This window comes from Hyphomicrobium sp. (genome assembly GCF_041674905.1).
Classification (GTDB): domain Bacteria; phylum Pseudomonadota; class Alphaproteobacteria; order Rhizobiales; family Hyphomicrobiaceae; genus Hyphomicrobium_B.
This window is the reverse complement of sequence record NZ_JBAYUV010000001.1, coordinates 1-17,859: the sequence shown is the minus strand read 5'-3', so window position 1 is coordinate 17,859 and position 17,859 is coordinate 1. Positions and strand designations below refer to the sequence as shown.

Here is a 17,859-nt window from a genome sequence, read left to right as displayed (position 1 = left end):
GGCGGAGAAAAGCGTGATTCGGGTGGCGTTCGTAAGTCCGACCGGCTCAGCTTTCCGAGGGATCGGCGTAGATTTCCTCGCGCACCTGGGCGTAGCTCAGCACCGAGAACAGAACCGTGCCGCCGAACACGTTGCCCGCCAGCGTCGGGAGGAAAAAGCGGAAGACCGCCGTCTCGGGTCCGATGATGCCGGTCGCCACGCCGTAGATCGCCTCGACGCTGCCCGCCACGATATGCGTAAAGCCGAACAGCGCGATCAGATACGTCAACAGCGTAATGACGACGAATTCAACGTTTTCGGTGGACGACAAAATCCAGACGAGCGCCGCGATCAGCCAGCCCGCGCCGATGCCTTTCGCAAACATCTCCCAAGGCGAATTGCTCATGACCTTCGTGACGATGTCGGCAAGCGCGGGCACGACGTCCGAGGGAACGACCGGCAGATACGCAAGCGCCATTGCGAAGATGATGCATCCCGCGATGTTCGCCGCGAGCACGGTGCCCCAGAGGCGCAGCATCTTGAGCAGCCAGTGCACCTGCTTGCGCGCCATCACCGGCAACACGGCGGTGAGCACGTTCTCGGTAAAGAGCTGCTGATGTCCGAGGATGACGATGAGGAAGCCGACGGCATAGCCGAGCTTGGCGATAATCGGCGACCATTCGGATGCCGGAAGATGAGCCGACAAGGCCGCTTCCGTCAAAAACGAGAAGCCGATGGAAATGCCCGCCGCGACGCCCGACCACCACAGCGCCGACCACGGGCGCCGGAGTTCGATCTCACCCTGGACGCGAATGATCTCATAAACGACGGCTGGGCGATGCCGGACGCTCTCGCGAACCTGCTGCCGCTCCTTGCGGCTAAGACCCGATCCTGGCGGTGGATCTTGCGCTGGCGATGCGGGCTCGTCCTGCTTGGGTTTCGCGCCGTCCTTCGGCGCCTTATCCGCCATTAGTGTTTGCAGTCCGGACCGTGGACGTGACCCGGCTCGCCGTGATCATGCGCATGGTCGTGATCATGATCATGGCTGTGATCGTGGCCGCAGCCGCACGCGTCGCCGTGCTCGTGATGATGATGCGCTTCCGGATCGACGAGCGCCGCGCCAAGCTTACGCTCGATCGCAATGGCCATCTCGCGCGGACTATCCTTGTCCTCGATCAGCAGCGCCATGACTTCCGCGCCGAGGCGCATATCATCGACAGCGCCGAGGTAGTGGCGGCGCAGGCGCCCCTGCCGGTCGAAGATCAGAAGAGCGGGCGTGCCCTGAAGCTCGTAAGCTTTCATCGTCTCAGGCAAGTCCTCGCCATTCGGCTTGTCGAGCGCCACCGGGATCGTGATCTCGTTCTCGGTCAGATAGGCTTCGACCTTGTCCGGCGTCTGCTCGGCGAATTTCTCGAACGGCATATGCAGCGCCAAGACGGCGACTTCATCTTCCTCGAACGCGCGCCTGAGCCGCATCGCCTGCGGCAAGCCGAATTTCTGCGAGCCGGGGCATTGAAGCTGCCAGATCGCAACGACGATGACTTTGCCTTTCTCAGCTTTCAGCGTGCGCTTCTTATCGGAATTCAGCCAGCGTTGCGCGATGATCTCGGGCGGGTGTTCGGGATTGAACATCGAATGATCCTTGAATGGCTTTGACGGTATATAGCATTCCGAAGTCTGATGTGCAGAGCGTGCGGTTCGACAAAACGTCAGTCGCAGTTTCCGGATTTCTGAGGGCCAGCAGGCTCCGCGTTTGGCAGGCACGCGAACCTCGCCGGAATCTTGCAAGGCTGACCGGCCTCCATATCGTAGATCCGGAAGTGCACCGGACATCCGCGCATGACATTATAGGCTGAAACACAACCGCTCGGGCTTGGCAGCGCCGCCTTGGAGCTGGTTGCCAGCGCCATGTTCATCCGATTGATCCAACGATCCTCGACGATCAAAAGTTTCGCGGCAGATCCCGCAGGTTCGCTCGCAATGGTTTCCGGCGCTTGTCGGTCCGGAGAAACGCCGAGAAGGAAGCGACTCGACGGCTCACGGAAGCCGACGAGATCGATCGTTTGAGGCTGGCAGGCCGCGACGGCGCGCTTGATCTCGGCCGACGGCCAGATCTTGTCGATCGACGGCAGCACGACGCCGAGCAGCGTGATTGCGAACAGCCCCAACGCCGCGACACCGATGGTCGCCCAGCCGCGCAACAGCCCTTCATGGATCAGACGGCCGCTCCAGATGAACAGCGACGCGATGATCGCGATCAGCACGGCGGGCATGACGCCCGGCAGTTCATAAGCGAAACCGTAGACCGCGGCGAACACCGCAATAGGTATTGCCGCCAGCGCAGTCGGCCACACGAATATGCCGCCTTCGGGCCGCTTGCCGTGGCCCGTCTCGCTGACGACGATCGATGCGACGGCGAGCGCCAACGCCGGAAACATCGTCTGCACCATGTACGTGCCGGGCTTTGACGACAGGGCTTCGAGATAGATGAGATATCCGATCACCCAAGCGAGTAGAAAGCGCGGCAGCCTCTGGTCGCGCGTGCGCCAGAAACGCTTGAATACCACTCCGAGCAGCGCCGTACCGGGAAGGAAGCCAAGTAATAACGCCAGAACGAACGTCCCCGGGAAAGCACGCAGCTTCATGTCTTGCGCGCCGCCGAGAGCCGCCAGGAATTCCGGCCAGCTCATGCCCGCGAAGGGCGTGCCGTCCTGATGCGCTCGCACGAGAAGCCACGGCGCCGCAACTGCGAGCGCGATCGGGACGCCGAAAAGCGGCCGCAACCGCTTCAGCCATGAAAAATCGCGATCGAACGCAAAGAGCGCCGCCAACGTCGCGACAACGAGAATCGGCACGAGCAGCGCGTTGATGAGAATTCCCGCGCCGATTGCGGCCCAGAACAGCAACGCCAGACCCGTTTCTCCGCGTGCGGAGAAACGGCGGGGATGTCGGGCGAGCGCCTCCGATGCGACCGGCGGCGCGGCCGTCTCGTAGAACCAGGCAAGCGTCAGCATCGCGATGGTTGCCGGAAGCAGAGACAATCCTTCCGCGATGGCGAGTTGCGACACGAGCACGGTCAGCGGCGCCACCGCAAATAATGCGGCAGCGATCAATGCCGCCTCGGCTCCGATGATGATGCTCCCGAGCCAGAACACCGCCAGCACCGCGAGCGTGACGAAAATCAGCGAAGGCAGGCGATAGACGCGGATGTCGCGGGCGTTGGCCTCCCCCGCAATCGAGCGGCTCACTGCCTGGGCCCAGAACGTGCCGATCGGCCGATATTGATGCACGGCGCTGCCGAAGCGCGGATCGGCCCAATCGCCCCGCGCGACCATATCGCGCGTGGTCTCGGCATAGATGGCTTCGGTGCGATCGACGGCCGGAAGGCGAACGAAACCCGGAAGGTAAACGGCGAAACACAGCAGCAGAAGCGCCATGGATGCGGCCTGCGGGCGCGAGGCCAGCGCAGCCCATCCTTCCATCATCGAGCGGCGACGCTCCACCACAATATTCTCCCAAATCTTGACAGTCTTTTCGATCCGGGGTGTTTGCGCATCCTGAACCGAAAAACGCAAGAGGCGCATCTATCGCATGGCACAAAATCCGTCCGAGGGCGCGGCCAAGCGCGCACGCCTGATCCAGCTCATCAAGGCGCGGTCGTTCCAGGAAGGGCCAGCGTTCAAGCTCGCCTCCGGCAAAACCTCGCCATTTTACTTCAACATGAAGCCGACGATGCTCGACAGCGAGGGCGCGTTCCTTATTGCCTCACTCATCCTCGACGAGATCGAAGGCGTCGACGCGGACCTGATTGGCGGCCTCGAGATGGGCGCCGTGCCGATCGCGTCGAGCGTCGCGGCCATCGCCTACACACGCGGACGCAAGCTCCCGGCATTCTTCGTCAGGAAGCAGGCAAAGGAGCACGGAACGCGCGCGCTCGTCGAAGGTCTTGCGAAAACCGAGCACCTTGCGGGCAAGAAAGTCGTTGTCGTCGAAGACGTGACGACGACGGGCGGGTCGGCGCTCAAGGCCGCCGAGGCGCTGAAAGCCGAGGGCGCGACGGTCGTTCGCGTCATCACCATCGTCGACCGGCTCGATGGCGCGATGCAGACGTTTTCCGATGCGGGCTTCGCCTTCACGCCGCTTCTGACGCTTGAGGATTTCCGCAGCTAGGTGCGCGACACGCCCTCCCCGCAGTGGAAAAGAGTTCCGGTCGCAGCATTCCGATAACGGCGCGCGACTGCACTCGCGACCGATCGCGTGTTCGACTTACCGGAATTCAGAAATCCGATATCACGCGCGTTTCTTCACCCCACCCCTAACCCCTCCCCTGATGGGAGGGGCAAGGTGGGACGGCGGCACGCGGCCGCGCGATTGCTCCGCTCCGGGAGACGAATTGACACCAATGGGTGACAGTTGATTCGACGCAGTGTGTCGCCCCTCCCCAGCGGGGAGGGAATGGGGTGGGGAGAAAATCCAGGAGAACACTCGCGACCGATCGCGTGTTTTACTTTCCGGAATTCAGAATTCGGATATCACGCGCGTCCTTCACCCCACCCCTAACCCCTCCCCTGAGGCGAGGGGAAAACGTGAGAGCAATGCTTCGCCCCCCTTGAGCCGACTGGAAAATTTGGGAGCAATACTTAGCCCCTCCCCAGCGGGGAGGGGATGGGGTGGGGAGAAGCCGCTCGCGGGATTCAGTTATTTTCTGCGCCGGTCCTTCCGGTTCATTGGGCGAACACCACGCGTATCAATGCATGTTCGATGTATCGGGATTCAAATTCGAACATCCCGACGGTTCTTCTCCCCACCCCTGACCCCTCCCCGCTTGGGAGGGGAAAAGTGGGATCGACTCGGTGCGACTGATGCTTCACGTTTGCACTGTTGAGCCACCGATTCTCAGAACGATGGCGGCTGAGCCTAAATCATCAAGTTGCCTGCGGCGTACCGCGGTTCATGCTCGCACGTCGCTTCGAGAGAGCAGAACTTGACGTCGCGCGGCTAACCCAAATGCTTCGTCAGGAAATCGCCGACGCGGCCCCAGGCACGTTCGGCGGACTGTCGGTCGTGCACCGAGCGCTGCTCGTTCATAAAGGCGTGGCTCGCATCGTAGCGATACGCCTCGAACGGCTTACCGGCGGCCTTCATGCCTGCCTCGAACGCGTCGGCCTTTTCGGGGGTGACGAAATCGTCTTCGCTCGCAAAATGCGCTTGCAGTGGAATTTTCACGTCGGCCGGTTTGGCGACGGAGTCTGGCGGCAATCCGTAAAACGCAATAGCGGCAGAGAATTCCGGGACTCGCACGGCCGCGAGAACGGCGACTGCGCCGCCCATGCAGAAGCCACAAACGGCAACTTTTGGGCTTGAAACCAGAAGATATTGCGCGGCACCGCGCACGAGCTGATCGGTCGCGTCGAGGAAGTTCAGCGAATTCATTTCGCGGCCTGCAGCGTCGGCGTCATGATAGGGAATGACGGTGCCTGCGTAGAGATCCGGGGCTAGCGCATCATAGCCGGCCAGCGCAAAGCGATCGCAGATGCCTTTGATCTGGTCCTGCAGTCCCCACCATTCCTGGATGACGACGACGCCCGGCGCGTTCGCCTTCGCCGACTTCGCGAGATAGCCGTCGCCCATCTTGCCATCGGGGCGCGTGAAGGAAATTCGAGTACCCATTGCCGCTGTCTCCGTACCGCTCAGAGGTTCGGCGGAATGTCTATGCGCCACAGCGGCAATGATCAACGCTCGGCGCGCGGAAGCCTGCCCATTCACATCATTGCCGGGTCAAGCCCGGCCAGGAGTTCATAATGGAATTTACTCCGCAGCCACCTGCCGGCCCACGGACGGACCCGCATTGATGACGTCGGCGCCGACGTGACGGGCGAATTTTGCGAAGTTCTCGTGGAACATTGCCGCGAGCTTCTCCGCTGCCTCGTCGTAGGCTCTCGGGTTATCCCAGGTTTCGCGCGGGGTCATGACCTTGGGATCGATGCCCGGGGGTGCCAGCGGCACCTCGAAGCCGAAGACGGGATCAACGCGCATCGGCTGCTCCTTGAGCACGCCCGACAGCGCCGCATCGAGAAGCCCACGCGTGACCTTGATCGGCATGCGCGTTCCCTCGCCGTACTTGCCGCCTGTCCAGCCGGTATTCACGAGCCAGCAATCGACTTTGTGATCGGCAATCAGCTGACGCAGCAGGTTGCCGTAGACACTCGGATGGCGCGGCATGAACGGCGCGCCGAAGCACGTCGAGAAGGTCGGCTTCGGTTCGTTGCCCATGCCTTTCTCAGTTCCCGCGACCTTCGCCGTGAAGCCCGAAAGGAAATGGTACATCGCCTGGCTCGGCGTGAGCTTCGCGATCGGCGGCAGCACGCCGAACGCGTCGGCCGTCAGCATCACGATATTCTTCGGATGACCTGCGGTCCCTGTCGGGCTGGCATTGGGGATGGCGTCGAGGGGATAGGCGGAGCGCGCGTTTTCAGCGAGCCGGTTGTCGTCGAAATCGGGCAGACGCGTCACCGGATCGATGACGACATTTTCGAGCACCGTCGCGAAACGGTTCGACGCTTGCCAGATCTCGGGCTCGGCGGCTTTCGACAGGCGAATGGTTTTCGCGTAGCAGCCGCCTTCGAAATTGAAGATGCCTTTGTCCGACCAGCCGTGCTCGTCATCTCCCAAAAGTTCGCGTCGCGGATCGGCGGAAAGCGTCGTCTTGCCGGTTCCGGAAAGTCCGAAGAACACGGCCGAATTGCCGTCCTTGCCGACGTTCGCCGAGCAGTGCATCGGCATCACGCCTTTGGCCGGCAGCAGATAGTTCAGGAACGAGAACACGCTTTTCTTGATTTCGCCGGCGTAGCTCGTACCGCCGATCAGAACGATGCGCCGGGAGAAATCACAGGCGATGACGGTTTCGGTGCGCGTGCCGTGATAAAGCGGGGCGGCGCGGAAACTCGGCAGGTCGACGACGGTGAATTCGGGGACGAAGCTTTCAAGTTCGGATGTTTCCGGGCGGCGAAGAAGATGCCGGATGAAAAGCGAGTGCCAAGCATATTCCGTTACGATCCGCGTATTGAGACGATGTTCGGCATCGGCGCCCGCGAACAGATCTTCAACAAAAATTTCCTTGTGGCGCGCGAACGCAATGAAGTCGGCGAGCAGACGTTCGAACTGCTCTTCGGACATTGCCTTCGCATTGTCCCACCAGATCGCCTGATCCGTTTCGCGATCGCGCACGACGTATTTGTCTTCGGCGGAACGCCCGGTGTGTTGTCCCGTCTCGACGACGACGGCGCCACTTGCCGCAAGACGCCCCTCGTCTCGCCGGATGATGGCTTCGATCAGTTCCGCCTCGCGCATGTTGCGACGTATCTTTTGACTTGGCGCGATCGGAAACAATTGGATGGTCATTACGGAGTGTACCCCTGCCGATCCGGGCGCGGCGGAGTGCCGGCCGGACAATAAATCTCGCGATGACGCGAACGCATTCAATTCGAGCGCTGGTGTGTGTACTTCGGGCCTACCAAGACAGTTTAGGTGCTTAGAAAACCAAAATGGCAAGCTCAAGCTGTGCGATGGTCTTAGCCGTCCTGCCGCACGACAGAATTCGTAACACTATGTTACCGCTAAAAATATTCGAAGACTGTATGTCGAGCAATAGGCGCAATGCAGCGAGTAAAAAAACGGCGCCCGCAAATTTTTGCGCAAGAATTTCTTCGGCGTTGCTTGCGGTTACGACTTAGGTCGCATATTCAGGTTGCATTCAGCCTTCGGCGTCCATTGGACGTAGCGCCACAATTGGTCCACCATCCCGCCATAAGCGCCATGTGCGGCGCGGTGAGGGCCACCGCTGCCGGGGGCTTGAGAGGAAAATATGAAGGAAAAGAGCACCATCGCACTCGTCGACGACGAGCGAAATATTCTGACGTCGTTGAGAATGGCCCTGGAAGCGGAAGGCTATAAGGTCCGCACCTACGGCGACGGCGTATCGGCGCTCGAAGCCCTGACTGAAGAACCCGCCGACCTCGGCATCTTCGATATCAAGATGCCGCGCATGGACGGCATGGAGCTGTTGCGCCGGGTTCGCCAGCAATCGGCAATGCCGGTGATTTTTCTCACCTCGAAGGACGAGGAAATCGATGAGCTGTTCGGCCTCAAGATGGGCGCCGACGACTACATCGCAAAGCCGTTCTCGCAGCGCCTGATCGTCGAGCGCGTGAAAGCGGTTCTGCGCCGCGTCGCGCCCAAGGACGGCGCGACGGTCGAAGACGAAGCCAAGCGCGTTCTCGAACGCGGCAAGCTCAAGCTCGATCCGGAGCGTCACACCTGTCATTGGGACAGCAAGCCCGTCACGCTGACGGTGACGGAATTCCTCATTCTGCAGGCGCTTGCGACGCGGCCGGGAGTCGTCAAAACGCGCGACGCTCTGATGGATGCCGCTTACGACGATCAGGTCTACGTCGACGACCGGACGATCGACAGCCACATCAAGCGGCTGCGCAAGAAATTCAAACAGGTCGATGACGACTTCGACGTGATTGAGACGCTCTACGGCGTCGGCTACCGTTTCAAAGAGTAGTGGGCACGCCGCCGTCAATGGGGATTGGATGGCGCTCGACAGCAACGACATAGCCATTGGCGCAACGCTACCCGGCGCGAACGCGCCGCAGCCGTCCGCAGCCGAAGCTGGGTCTCGCTTCGACGCGCGCCAGTTCGTCATGTCGGCGCTGACCGGTGCGGGCCGGCTGGTCTCGCGTGGGTGGATCGCGCGGGCCATCGGCAAGAGCCTTAGGCGGCGCATTCTGCTCGCCAACCTGCTCGGCCTCGCGGGCCTGCTGTTCGCGATGCTCTATCTCAGCCTGCATCACGGCTGGCTGCTGGATGCGAAGGTCGACGTCGTCAAGACGGTATCGCGCATGACGTCGGAGGCGATCGCCTACCGTGCCGTCAACGAACGCGCGATCTTCGATCCGAACCGGCTGCCCGAAAAGACGACGACGTGGGCCCAGCGAGACGACGCCTTCGCGGCCTTCGAATTGCCGATCGATCCGCATCAGGCGGCCGTCGTATTGAGAAAGCTCGTCGGACCGGCAAGCCTCAAGGCGCGTATCTATTCCACCAAGGGCACGCTGATCCTCAACAGCGAAACGCTGTTCTCCGACGATCCGAAAGCCAATACCGGCGCGGACAACAGCCAGACGCCCCGGCTCAAGAACTTTTGGACGCGCCTCAACTACTGGGTGATCAACAAGGAGCTGAAAGTCTATCGCGAGCTCGGCACGACAAACGGTTTCCTTTACCCGGAAGTCAAGAATGCCGCGCAGCGCGGAGTCGAAACGCCGATCCTGCTGCTCAACAAGCGCGGGCAGCAGATCGTGTCGATGGCCGAGCCGATCAAGCGTGGTAACAAGATCCTCGGCGTGCTGCTCGTTTCGACCAAGCCCGGCGACATCGACGACGTGCTGTGGGACGAACGCTGGCTGATCCTGCAGATCGCGGCGATGGCGCTCGTTGTCTCCATCGGCAGTTCGCTAGTTCTGGAAAGAACAGTAGCGGTGCCGATGCGGCGACTGTCGGAAGCCGCCTACGACGTGACGCAAAACATCTCCGCACGCCAAGAGCTTCCAGATCTGACGGAACGCCGCGATGAGGTCGGCCAGACGAGCCGCGCTTTCGTCGCGATGACGAATGCGCTCTACCGGAGGATAGAGGGGAGCGAAAGATTTGCGGCCGACGTGGCGCACGAATTGAAAAACCCGCTCGCCGCCGCCCGATCGACCGCGGAAGCCATGGCCTATGCGAAGACGGACGCCGACCGCATGGAACTCGTCACCGAGATCCAGAGCGAACTCAAGCGCCTGAACCGCTTGATCAACGACATCTCGAGCACGTCACGGCTCGATGCCGAACTGGCGCGTCAGCATATGGAAACGGTCGACGTGCGTGGCGTCCTCGAGTGCATCAATAGTCTCTTCACCGACATGCTTGCCGACGACACCCGAAAGATCGACCTTATCATCGAGCCGGCGGCTCCGTCGTCCTTCAAGGTGCGCGGTAATGACGGACGGCTTGGTCAGGTCTTCACGAACCTGATCGACAACGCACTGTCCTTTTCGCCCGAGGGCGGCAAGATCACCGTGCGCGCACGCCCGAACGGCAGCAAGATCGAGATCAGCGTCGAGGACGATGGGCCTGGAATACCACCCGACAAGCTCAGTCAGATCTTCGACCGGTTCTATAGCGACCGGCCGCAAACCGATGCTAAGCGCGGCAAGAATTCGGGCCTCGGGCTATCGATTTCCCGCGAGATCGTCGTCAGTCATCATGGAGAGATATTCGCTGAGAACCGCCTGCAAAATGGTTCGGCGGTCATGACCGGCGCACGTTTCACGGTGCAGTTGCCGCTTATCGCTAACGTTGGAGACGGACTTGCAAGGCGAAGCTGATCGCGTGCATGCGACGGCTATTGCGGTCGGCGACCGTGGCGTGCTGATCCGCGGTCCTTCCGGTTCCGGGAAATCCGATCTCGCGCTCAGATGTCTGGCGTATGGCCCCTCGACGCTACTTCGCGATCCCGTGATGCTCATCGCCGACGATCAGGTTTTTCTCAGGAGCGATCGATCGCAGAGCGCGCCCCGCCTCGAGGCAACGGCACCTGCGACACTGCGCGGCAAGATCGAAGTCCGTGGCGTCGGCATCCTGGAGGTTGCCGTCAGAGACGCGGTCGACATCGCACTGGTCGTTGATATCGCGCGCGAAGGCTCCATCGAGCGGTATCCGGAGCCCTGGCCTAAGGTCGTATTGTGCGGCGTCAAAGTCCCCTTGATCCGGCTTTTACCTTTCGAAAGCTCGGCGCCGCCGAAAATATTCGCGGCTCTTGACATGTCCAGCCTGCCACGTATCGAGGTTAAGGAGTAAGTTCGTCTACAAACCCCTTGCGCAGGGGGCGAACAGTTGCCACCTTCCGCGCCACATGGCGAAGCATGCGAAGCTTTCGCCGAATGAGGTTTAACGGCCGGCGCTCATGATCGGACTTGTCATCGTCACGCATGGCGGCCTTGCCCAGGAATTCCGCAACGCGCTGGAACATGTTGTGGGTGCGCAAACTGCGCTTGAAACAATCGCCATCGGCCCCGAGGACGACATGGAAGCGCGCCGGGTCGATATTCTCAACGCCGTGCGCTCGGTTGACGGAGGCGACGGGGTCATCATTCTGACGGACATGTTCGGCGGCACGCCTTCCAACCTCGCCATCTCGGTGATGGATGAATCGAAGGCCGAGGTCATCGCGGGTATCAGTCTCCCGATCCTGGTCAAACTGGCAAGCGTGCGCGGCGAAGTTCCATTGCCCGAGGCCGTCATCATGGCGCGAGATGCCGGCAAGAAGTACATCAAGGTCGCGAGCCAGGAGCTTTCCGGCGGCTGATGATGCGAGAAAACAATGCCTGAGCTTTCCAACACGCTAAGACCCGAAGCCGTCGTCACCATCCGCAATATCAAGGGATTGCACGCGCGCGCCTCGGCCAAATTCGTGAAATGCGCCGAGCGCTACGATGCGACCATAATGGTGACGCATCATGGCCAATCGGTCGGCGGAACCTCGATCATGGGCTTGATGATGCTGGCGGCCAGCCCCGGCTCCGAACTGCATATCGTCGCCATCGGTCCGCAAGGCCCGGAAGCGCTGCAGGCGCTGGTCTGTCTGGTCGAGGCCGGTTTCGATGAGGAATGCGTCGGCGACGCGTGACGACGCCGAAAGTCAGCACCGAAACAAAAAGGGACGCCGATGAGCGTCCCTTTTGTTTTTTTGCGTCGTGAGATTCTGAATTACTGCGACAGATACAGCGTCGAGATCTTCAGCGCGATATCGCGGAACGCGGCTTTCAGCGCGTCGCCGGTCGTGGAATTGTAGAAGTGCGACGTGTCTGTGGCGCACTTTGTCAGTGTGTCAATCGCGGTCTGGTTATCGAGCTGGAATCCGACCGTGTAGACCTCAATGCCTTTGGCTTTCATTGCCGTGCACTGAGAGACAGCCTGCGCGCTCGAGCAAACACCGTTCGCGGCATTCGGACACTTCGTCAGTGAATTCGATCCGTCCGGGATGCCTTGTGAGGTGTACTGCGTGTTGTACTCGCCGTCCGTCATCAGCACTGCGATCTTGCGCAGATTGTCCGCGCCATACGCTGCCGGTTTGCTCGATGCCGCCCACAGCGTCGACCAGCTCGGCGACAGCATGTACCAAGCCCACGCCGTGCCGATGTGGCCCGCCGTGCTGCCCGCCGTCTGCAGGCCGTTGATCTTCGAGAGCAGCGTGGTCTTTTCGCTCGTCAACGGAAGCATTTCAGCGCTCGCCGCAACGTCGCAAACGCCCTTTTTGCTCGAGCCGGAACCGGTCGTGCTGGATGTGTAGTGCGTCATTACATACTTACCGGACGCCGGGGCCGCATCGGTATACTTTTCCGTTCCGGTACGCTCGACGACGCAATCGGAAGGATAGTAGTTGGTTCCGCTGATCTTCACCGCGCTGGTCGAGACGGTGCCGCGCGCCTTGGTCAATGCGGCGCTCGGCGGTCGAACGTCATAAGCAAACGGAACGATCGCGACCTTCGAGGTAAATTTGCTCTGATCCGTCCAAACGACGATATTGATCAGATCGCTGGCCGCGGACTTCATGTCGACGAGCTTCTGACCCGCCATCGAGCCCGTGATGTCGAGCATCATGGAGATCTCGAGATTGAGTTCGGCGTTGCCGCCGACAGCAAGAACGGCCTTCGAATAATCTGATCCATCCTTGCGCAGGATCGGCAACGATGCCGTACCGGCGAGCCCCATGAACGGCGTGGTGATGATGGCATTTCCGGTCGTCACCATCGCCGTCGCATTGTCGGCGATGGCGAAGTTGATGGTATCGGTGCTCAGCGAGAGACGACTTTTGGTCGCCTGCGCATAATAGCTTTGCGCGACTTTGAGAGCCGCCGCCTGGTCGCCGCCGTTCGTCTGCAAGGCGCGTGCGCCAGCAAGGACAGCCGCATCGGTCGCCGCAATGGTCTGGCTGCGTGCGTTGACAAAACGCCCGTAATCGACCGCCAGGCCGATCATCGCGAACAAGACGAGCGCCATCAGCCCGAACAGAATTGCGACGTCGCCGCGCGTATCGCGAGCGAATTTCTCTATCGTGCGGCTGCCCGCAACTCTCAAACCAACAATAACTGCATACGGCTTTCGTGCCGGCCGCCGGGAACCACCACCGCTTATCATCGCCGTCTCCTAAGCGTTTTACTTTCGCTGAGGCTAACGACGAAGTTATTTAAAGCGAATTAATGGGAAAATACATCATTAGAGTGAGATTAATACGGAGCTATTCTGTTAAATACAATTAATATCAAATTCTATGCTTTTATGTAATTAAAAATACATCATCATTACTTTGTTAAACAAAAGTAATCATTTGACTGAACTTGCGAATTCGCAGCTCGCCGAACAACGCCCTCACACCGCCGGCAACGAGACATAAAGACTTGTTTATGTGTTATTGCGCGATCCTGTCGAGTTCGGTATAGGAGCGCCGACGGGCCCCAAATAATGTGGATGCGACATTTTTGCGGCGAGAGATCATGACGGCCGCGCGCTTCAGGCGTCCGGTCCGGACCACCGCGCTGAGGAGCACACATGAGTTCGAAGTTCACGGACTACATCGTCAAGGATCTGAGCCTGGCGGAGTGGGGACGCAAGGAAATCGCGATCGCCGAGACCGAAATGCCGGGTCTCATGGCAACACGCGAGGAATACGGTTCCTCCAAGCCGCTCAAAGGCGCCCGCATCGCGGGTTCGCTGCACATGACGATCCAGACGGCCGTGCTGATCGAGACGCTCACAGCGCTCGGCGCCGACGTCCGCTGGGTATCCTGCAACATCTATTCGACCCAGGACCATGCGGCCGCCGCCATTGCAGCCGCTGGCATCCCGGTGTTCGCCTGGAAGGGCGAAAGCCTCGTCGAATACTGGGATTACACGCGCAAGCTCTTTGAGTGGGGCGACGGCGGCGTGCCGAACATGATCCTCGACGACGGCGGCGACGCGACGCTGTTCATCCATCTCGGACTGCGCGCCGAGACGGGCGATACGGAGTTCCTCGACAAGGCCGGCTCGGAAGAAGAAGAGGTTCTCTTCGCGCTCATCAAGAAGACGCTGAAAGAGAAGCCGAAGGGCTGGTTCGCGACGGTCGCGACGAACATCAAGGGCGTCTCGGAGGAAACAACGACCGGCGTCCACCGCCTCTACGAAATGCAGAAAAACGGCACGCTGCTGTTCCCCGCCATCAACGTCAACGACAGCGTCACGAAGTCGAAATTCGACAACCTGTACGGTTGCCGGGAAAGCCTCGTCGACGGCATCCGCCGCGGCACCGACGTGATGATGGCCGGCAAGATCGCCATGGTTGCGGGCTTCGGCGATGTCGGCAAAGGCTCGGCCGCGTCACTGCGCAACGCCGGCTGCCGCGTCATGGTCTCCGAGATCGATCCGATCTGCGCCCTGCAGGCGGCGATGGAAGGCTATGAAGTCGTGACCATGGAAGACGCCGCGCCGCGCGCCGACATCTTCGTGACCGCGACCGGCAACAAGGACATCATCACGGTCGACCACATGCGCGCGATGAAAGACCGCGCCATCGTCTGCAACATCGGCCACTTCGACAACGAGATCCAGATCGCGGGTCTCAAAAACTTCAAGTGGAACAACATCAAGCCGCAGGTCGATGAAATCGAATTCCCGACCGGCCGCCGCATCATCCTGCTGTCGGAAGGCCGACTCGTGAACCTCGGCAACGCGATGGGGCATCCCTCGTTCGTCATGTCGGCGTCGTTCACGAACCAGACGCTGGCGCAGATCGAATTGTTCACGAACCACGGCAAGTATCACAAGGAAGTCTATACGTTGCCGAAGCACCTCGATGAGAAGGTCGCGATGCTGCACCTTTCGAAAATCGGCGTGAACCTCACCAAGCTCCGGCCCGATCAGGCGGCCTACATCGGCGTCAAGCCGGAAGGCCCGTTCAAGGCCGATCATTATCGCTACTAGGCCGGCGGACGCCGAGCCAGCGCGCTGCGACACTCGAAAGGGGCTTCCACGGAAGCCCCTTTTTCTGTTCCGCGGCAGTCCTTGCTCCTTGATCGCGGCGCGGGGGGAACACTTCAGCGCCGTTTCGTCCTAACGGATTGACCGCGCTGGTGATCCCGCCCGGCGCACCCCATACTCGCGATGATTCGTACTGCGTCGTTTGAAGCGATGAAGCGCTCGTGCCGCCTGCCTGAGGCGCGCGGGTGCATATGCGGCTGCAGTGGGACGGATGCGCCTTTCATATCCCCAAGACCCGAAACTGACCACGCGACTGCAGCTGGCGCTGCTGCTTATTGCGGCGATGGCCTGCGTCGCGACGATGCTCGCAGGCTTTGTGAACGGGCATGGCATCGGATCGGTCGAATTCGATTTTCGCCATACCTGGTTGTTCCTCACCGTCGCCGTTGGAGCGTTAGCGGCCATCGCCGTCACCTGGCGCATAGGGAGCGTCGCCCGGCGCGAGGCGCGGGCCGCGAAATCTGAAAGCGTGCATCTGCGCCGTAATCTCGCCGCCGCCGATGCGATCATCCGCGCCGAGCCGCAGGTGTTGGTGTTCTGGGAGCAAGGGCAGGCCGTCCGCATCGTTTCGCACACGCTCGCGAGCGTCCCCGGATTGCCGGAGCACCATGCGGAAATCCTGCGCTTCGGTCAGTGGCTGGAAAGCACGTCCGCGCATGCGCTGAAGGCGGCGCTCGACAAGCTCTTCGTCAACGGCCGATCGTTCAGCATCATCCTGAAGACGATCGCAGGGGGCATCATCGAGGCCGAAGGACGGGCGGCGGGGGGCCGCGCGGTTCTGCGTCTCAAGGAAGTCTCGGGCTACAAGCTCGAAATCGCCCGTATCGAAGACCAGCACGCAACGCTCGCCCGCGATATCCGATCGAGCCGCGCGCTTCTCAACACCTTGCCGATGCCGGTTTGGTTGCGCGGTATCGATAACCGCCTGATCTGGGTGAACGCCGCCTACGTCCAGGCCGTCGACGCGAAGAGCGAGATCGAAGTCCTCGAGCATCAGATCGAGCTGCTTGAAGGACGGCAGCGCAAGTCGGTCTCGCGTATGCTCGCGGCGGGGCAAACCTACAGATCGCGCATTCATCTGGTCTCGGGCGGCGAACGCAAGGCGCACGACGTCGTCGTGCTTCCCGTCGACGGCATGACCGCAGGCGCCGCCGTCGACGTTACCGATATCGAAAGCGTGCAGGGCGAGCTCGAGCGGCAAAGCTCGGCTTATGACCGCACGCTCGATCGCGTCGAAACCGCCGTTGCGATCTTTAGCCCCGATCACAAGCTCGCCTTTTACAATGCGGCTTTTGCAAAGCTCTGGTCGCTCGATACCGACTGGCTTTCGTCGCACCCGAGCGACAGCGTCATTCTCGATCGGCTTCGCGAGATCGGCGTGCTCGAACCCGTCGTCAATCATCGCGATTGGAAAGCCCAGGTTCTAGGCTGCTACCAGACGGGCACGCCTTTCGACGACACCTGGAATTTGACCGACGGCCGCATTCTCCATGTCATGGCTGAACAACGCCCGGACGGCGGCGTCACGTTCCTGTTCGCCGACGAAACCGAACGCCTGGCGCTCGAAAGCCGCTATAACGCTTTGATCGACGTGCAGCGCGAAACACTCAACAGCCTCAAGGAAGGCGTTGCGGTGTTCGGCACCAATGGCCGTTTGAAGCTGTCCAACAAGGCCTTTTGCAGCATCTGGCAGATGCAGCAGAAGCGGCTCGCCGAGCTGCCGCACGTCGGCGAAGTTATCGCCGCCGCCCAGACGCTTCATCCCGACAACAACACCTGGCTGCGGATCAACCGCGCGGTTACCGCGTTTCTCGATGAACGCGAGACGTTCTCGGGGCAGATGACGCGGGATGACGGCGTGGTTGTCGACTATGCCCTTATGCCGCTGCCCGACGGCGCGACGCTGATGACGTTCGCCGACGTGACAGACGCCAAGCGCGCCGAACGTGCCCTCGTCGAGCGCAACGAAGCACTGGTCGCCGCCGATCGCCTGAAGACGAAAATCATCGGGCACATCTCCTATGAGCTTCGGACACCGCTCCAGACCATCATCGGTTTCACCGAGCTGATGGCCGACCGCGCGTTTGGAGATTTGACCGGCAAACAGCGCGAATATCTTGCCGACATCATGTCGTCGTCGAACACGCTGCTGGCCATCATCAACAATATCATCGATCTCGCGACCATCGACGCCGGCGTCCTGCAGCTGAAGCCGACACCGGTTGGCGTGCGCGCGCTGATCGACGCCGCCATCCTCGGCATTCGCGAGCGCGCCGTTCGGAACCGCCTCACCATCGAAATCGCCGTCGCGGACGAAGTCGACGAGTTCGTCGCCGATGAATCCCGCATGCGTCAGGTGCTCTACAATCTGCTTTCGAATGCCGTCGGCTTTTCGAAGATCAACGGTACGGTGCAGCTTGCCTGCTGGAGCGACAATGGCACGATCATCTTCCGGGTCGAGGATGATGGCGTCGGCATTCCCAAAGACCGGATTGGGCGTATTTTCGAACGTTTCGAAAGCCAAAGCAGCGGCTCCGAGCATCGCGGCGCCGGCCTCGGCCTTTCTATCGTCAAAAGCCTGGTGGAATTGCACGGCGGCACGATAGAAGTCTTTTCGGAAGAAAACCGGGGCACCCGCGTGACGATCCGACTGCCGGAACACCCGGTCACCCCGGCCAGCGAGGGCTCGGCGTGGTTGGCAAGCGGCGGGCGGGCAGCATAAGTTCAAGGTCCGATGAGTTCATTTCAGTTTCG

Annotated in this window: 13 protein-coding genes and 1 pseudogene; 8 read left to right on the top strand and 6 right to left on the bottom strand. The window is 60.9% G+C overall.

The genetic code is table 11. The features are described from left to right. Window positions 1-46: 46 nt before the first annotated feature. From WC026_RS00070 to WC026_RS00060, 3 genes are all read right to left on the bottom strand, one after another. A complete protein-coding gene (locus WC026_RS00070; protein WP_372708746.1) occupies window positions 47-949 on the bottom strand; it encodes a formate/nitrite transporter family protein in 903 nt (300 codons plus the stop codon). After that, a complete protein-coding gene (locus WC026_RS00065) occupies window positions 949-1,611 on the bottom strand; it encodes a TlpA disulfide reductase family protein (protein ID WP_372708745.1) in 663 nt (220 codons plus the stop codon). Before WC026_RS00065 ends, WC026_RS00070 begins: the two co-directional genes overlap by 1 nt. Window positions 1,612-1,688: 77 nt before the next feature. Then, window positions 1,689-3,482 carry an ArnT family glycosyltransferase gene (locus tag WC026_RS00060; RefSeq protein ID WP_372708744.1) on the bottom strand — a complete coding sequence of 598 codons (1,794 nt, stop codon included), beginning with the start codon at window positions 3,480-3,482 and terminating at the stop codon, window positions 1,689-1,691. An 88-nt stretch (window positions 3,483-3,570) separates the two neighbouring features. Here WC026_RS00060 and pyrE point away from each other — a divergent pair, with 88 nt between their 5' ends. Further along, entirely contained in the window at window positions 3,571-4,149 is a 579-nt protein-coding gene (gene pyrE / locus WC026_RS00055) for an orotate phosphoribosyltransferase (protein WP_372708743.1), read from the top strand. A gap of 828 nt (window positions 4,150-4,977) precedes the next feature. On the opposite strand, the gene WC026_RS00050 is transcribed toward pyrE, so the two are convergent. Further along, window positions 4,978-5,649 carry a dienelactone hydrolase family protein gene (locus tag WC026_RS00050; protein ID WP_372708742.1) on the bottom strand — a complete coding sequence of 224 codons (672 nt, stop codon included), beginning with the start codon at window positions 5,647-5,649 and terminating at the stop codon, window positions 4,978-4,980. A 138-nt stretch (window positions 5,650-5,787) separates the two neighbouring features. Further along, a pseudogene (locus WC026_RS00045) lies at window positions 5,788-7,434 on the bottom strand (phosphoenolpyruvate carboxykinase); the annotation flags it as partial. Window positions 7,435-7,843: 409 nt separating this feature from the next. Here WC026_RS00045 and WC026_RS00040 point away from each other — a divergent pair. The 5 genes from WC026_RS00040 to WC026_RS00020 all read left to right on the top strand — a co-directional run bounded on the left by WC026_RS00040 (window position 7,844) and on the right by WC026_RS00020 (window position 11,716). Continuing rightward, complete coding sequence (locus WC026_RS00040; RefSeq protein ID WP_372708741.1) at window positions 7,844-8,548, top strand: response regulator transcription factor; 705 nt, start codon at window positions 7,844-7,846, stop codon at window positions 8,546-8,548. Window positions 8,549-8,576: 28 nt separating this feature from the next. Further along, window positions 8,577-10,415, top strand: coding sequence for a stimulus-sensing domain-containing protein (locus WC026_RS00035; protein ID WP_372708740.1), 1,839 nt, complete (start codon window positions 8,577-8,579; stop codon window positions 10,413-10,415). Then, the gene (locus WC026_RS00030) at window positions 10,399-10,887 is read left to right on the top strand and encodes an HPr kinase/phosphorylase (protein ID WP_372708739.1); all 489 of its coding nucleotides are present in this window, start codon (window positions 10,399-10,401) and stop codon (window positions 10,885-10,887) included. The genes WC026_RS00035 and WC026_RS00030 overlap by 17 nt, the downstream gene beginning before the upstream one ends. Before the next feature lie 106 nt (window positions 10,888-10,993). Next, a complete protein-coding gene (locus tag WC026_RS00025) occupies window positions 10,994-11,395 on the top strand; it encodes a PTS sugar transporter subunit IIA (RefSeq protein WP_372708738.1) in 402 nt (133 codons plus the stop codon). A gap of 15 nt (window positions 11,396-11,410) precedes the next feature. Further along, window positions 11,411-11,716 (top strand): HPr family phosphocarrier protein, encoded by a 306-nt coding sequence (locus tag WC026_RS00020; RefSeq protein ID WP_372708737.1) that lies wholly within the window; start codon window positions 11,411-11,413, stop codon window positions 11,714-11,716. An 80-nt stretch (window positions 11,717-11,796) separates the two neighbouring features. On the opposite strand, the gene WC026_RS00015 is transcribed toward WC026_RS00020, so the two are convergent. After that, window positions 11,797-13,227 carry a VWA domain-containing protein gene (locus WC026_RS00015; RefSeq protein ID WP_372708736.1) on the bottom strand — a complete coding sequence of 477 codons (1,431 nt, stop codon included), beginning with the start codon at window positions 13,225-13,227 and terminating at the stop codon, window positions 11,797-11,799. 411 nt (window positions 13,228-13,638) lie between these two features. Here WC026_RS00015 and ahcY point away from each other — a divergent pair, with 411 nt between their 5' ends. Together ahcY and WC026_RS00005 are read left to right on the top strand one after the other, a co-directional pair. Beyond that, window positions 13,639-15,048, top strand: a complete 1,410-nt coding sequence (gene ahcY, locus WC026_RS00010) for an adenosylhomocysteinase (protein WP_372708735.1) — start codon at window positions 13,639-13,641, stop codon at window positions 15,046-15,048. A gap of 268 nt (window positions 15,049-15,316) precedes the next feature. Next, entirely contained in the window at window positions 15,317-17,827 is a 2,511-nt protein-coding gene (locus WC026_RS00005) for an ATP-binding protein (RefSeq protein ID WP_372708734.1), read from the top strand. The last annotated feature ends 32 nt before the right edge of the window (window positions 17,828-17,859 follow it).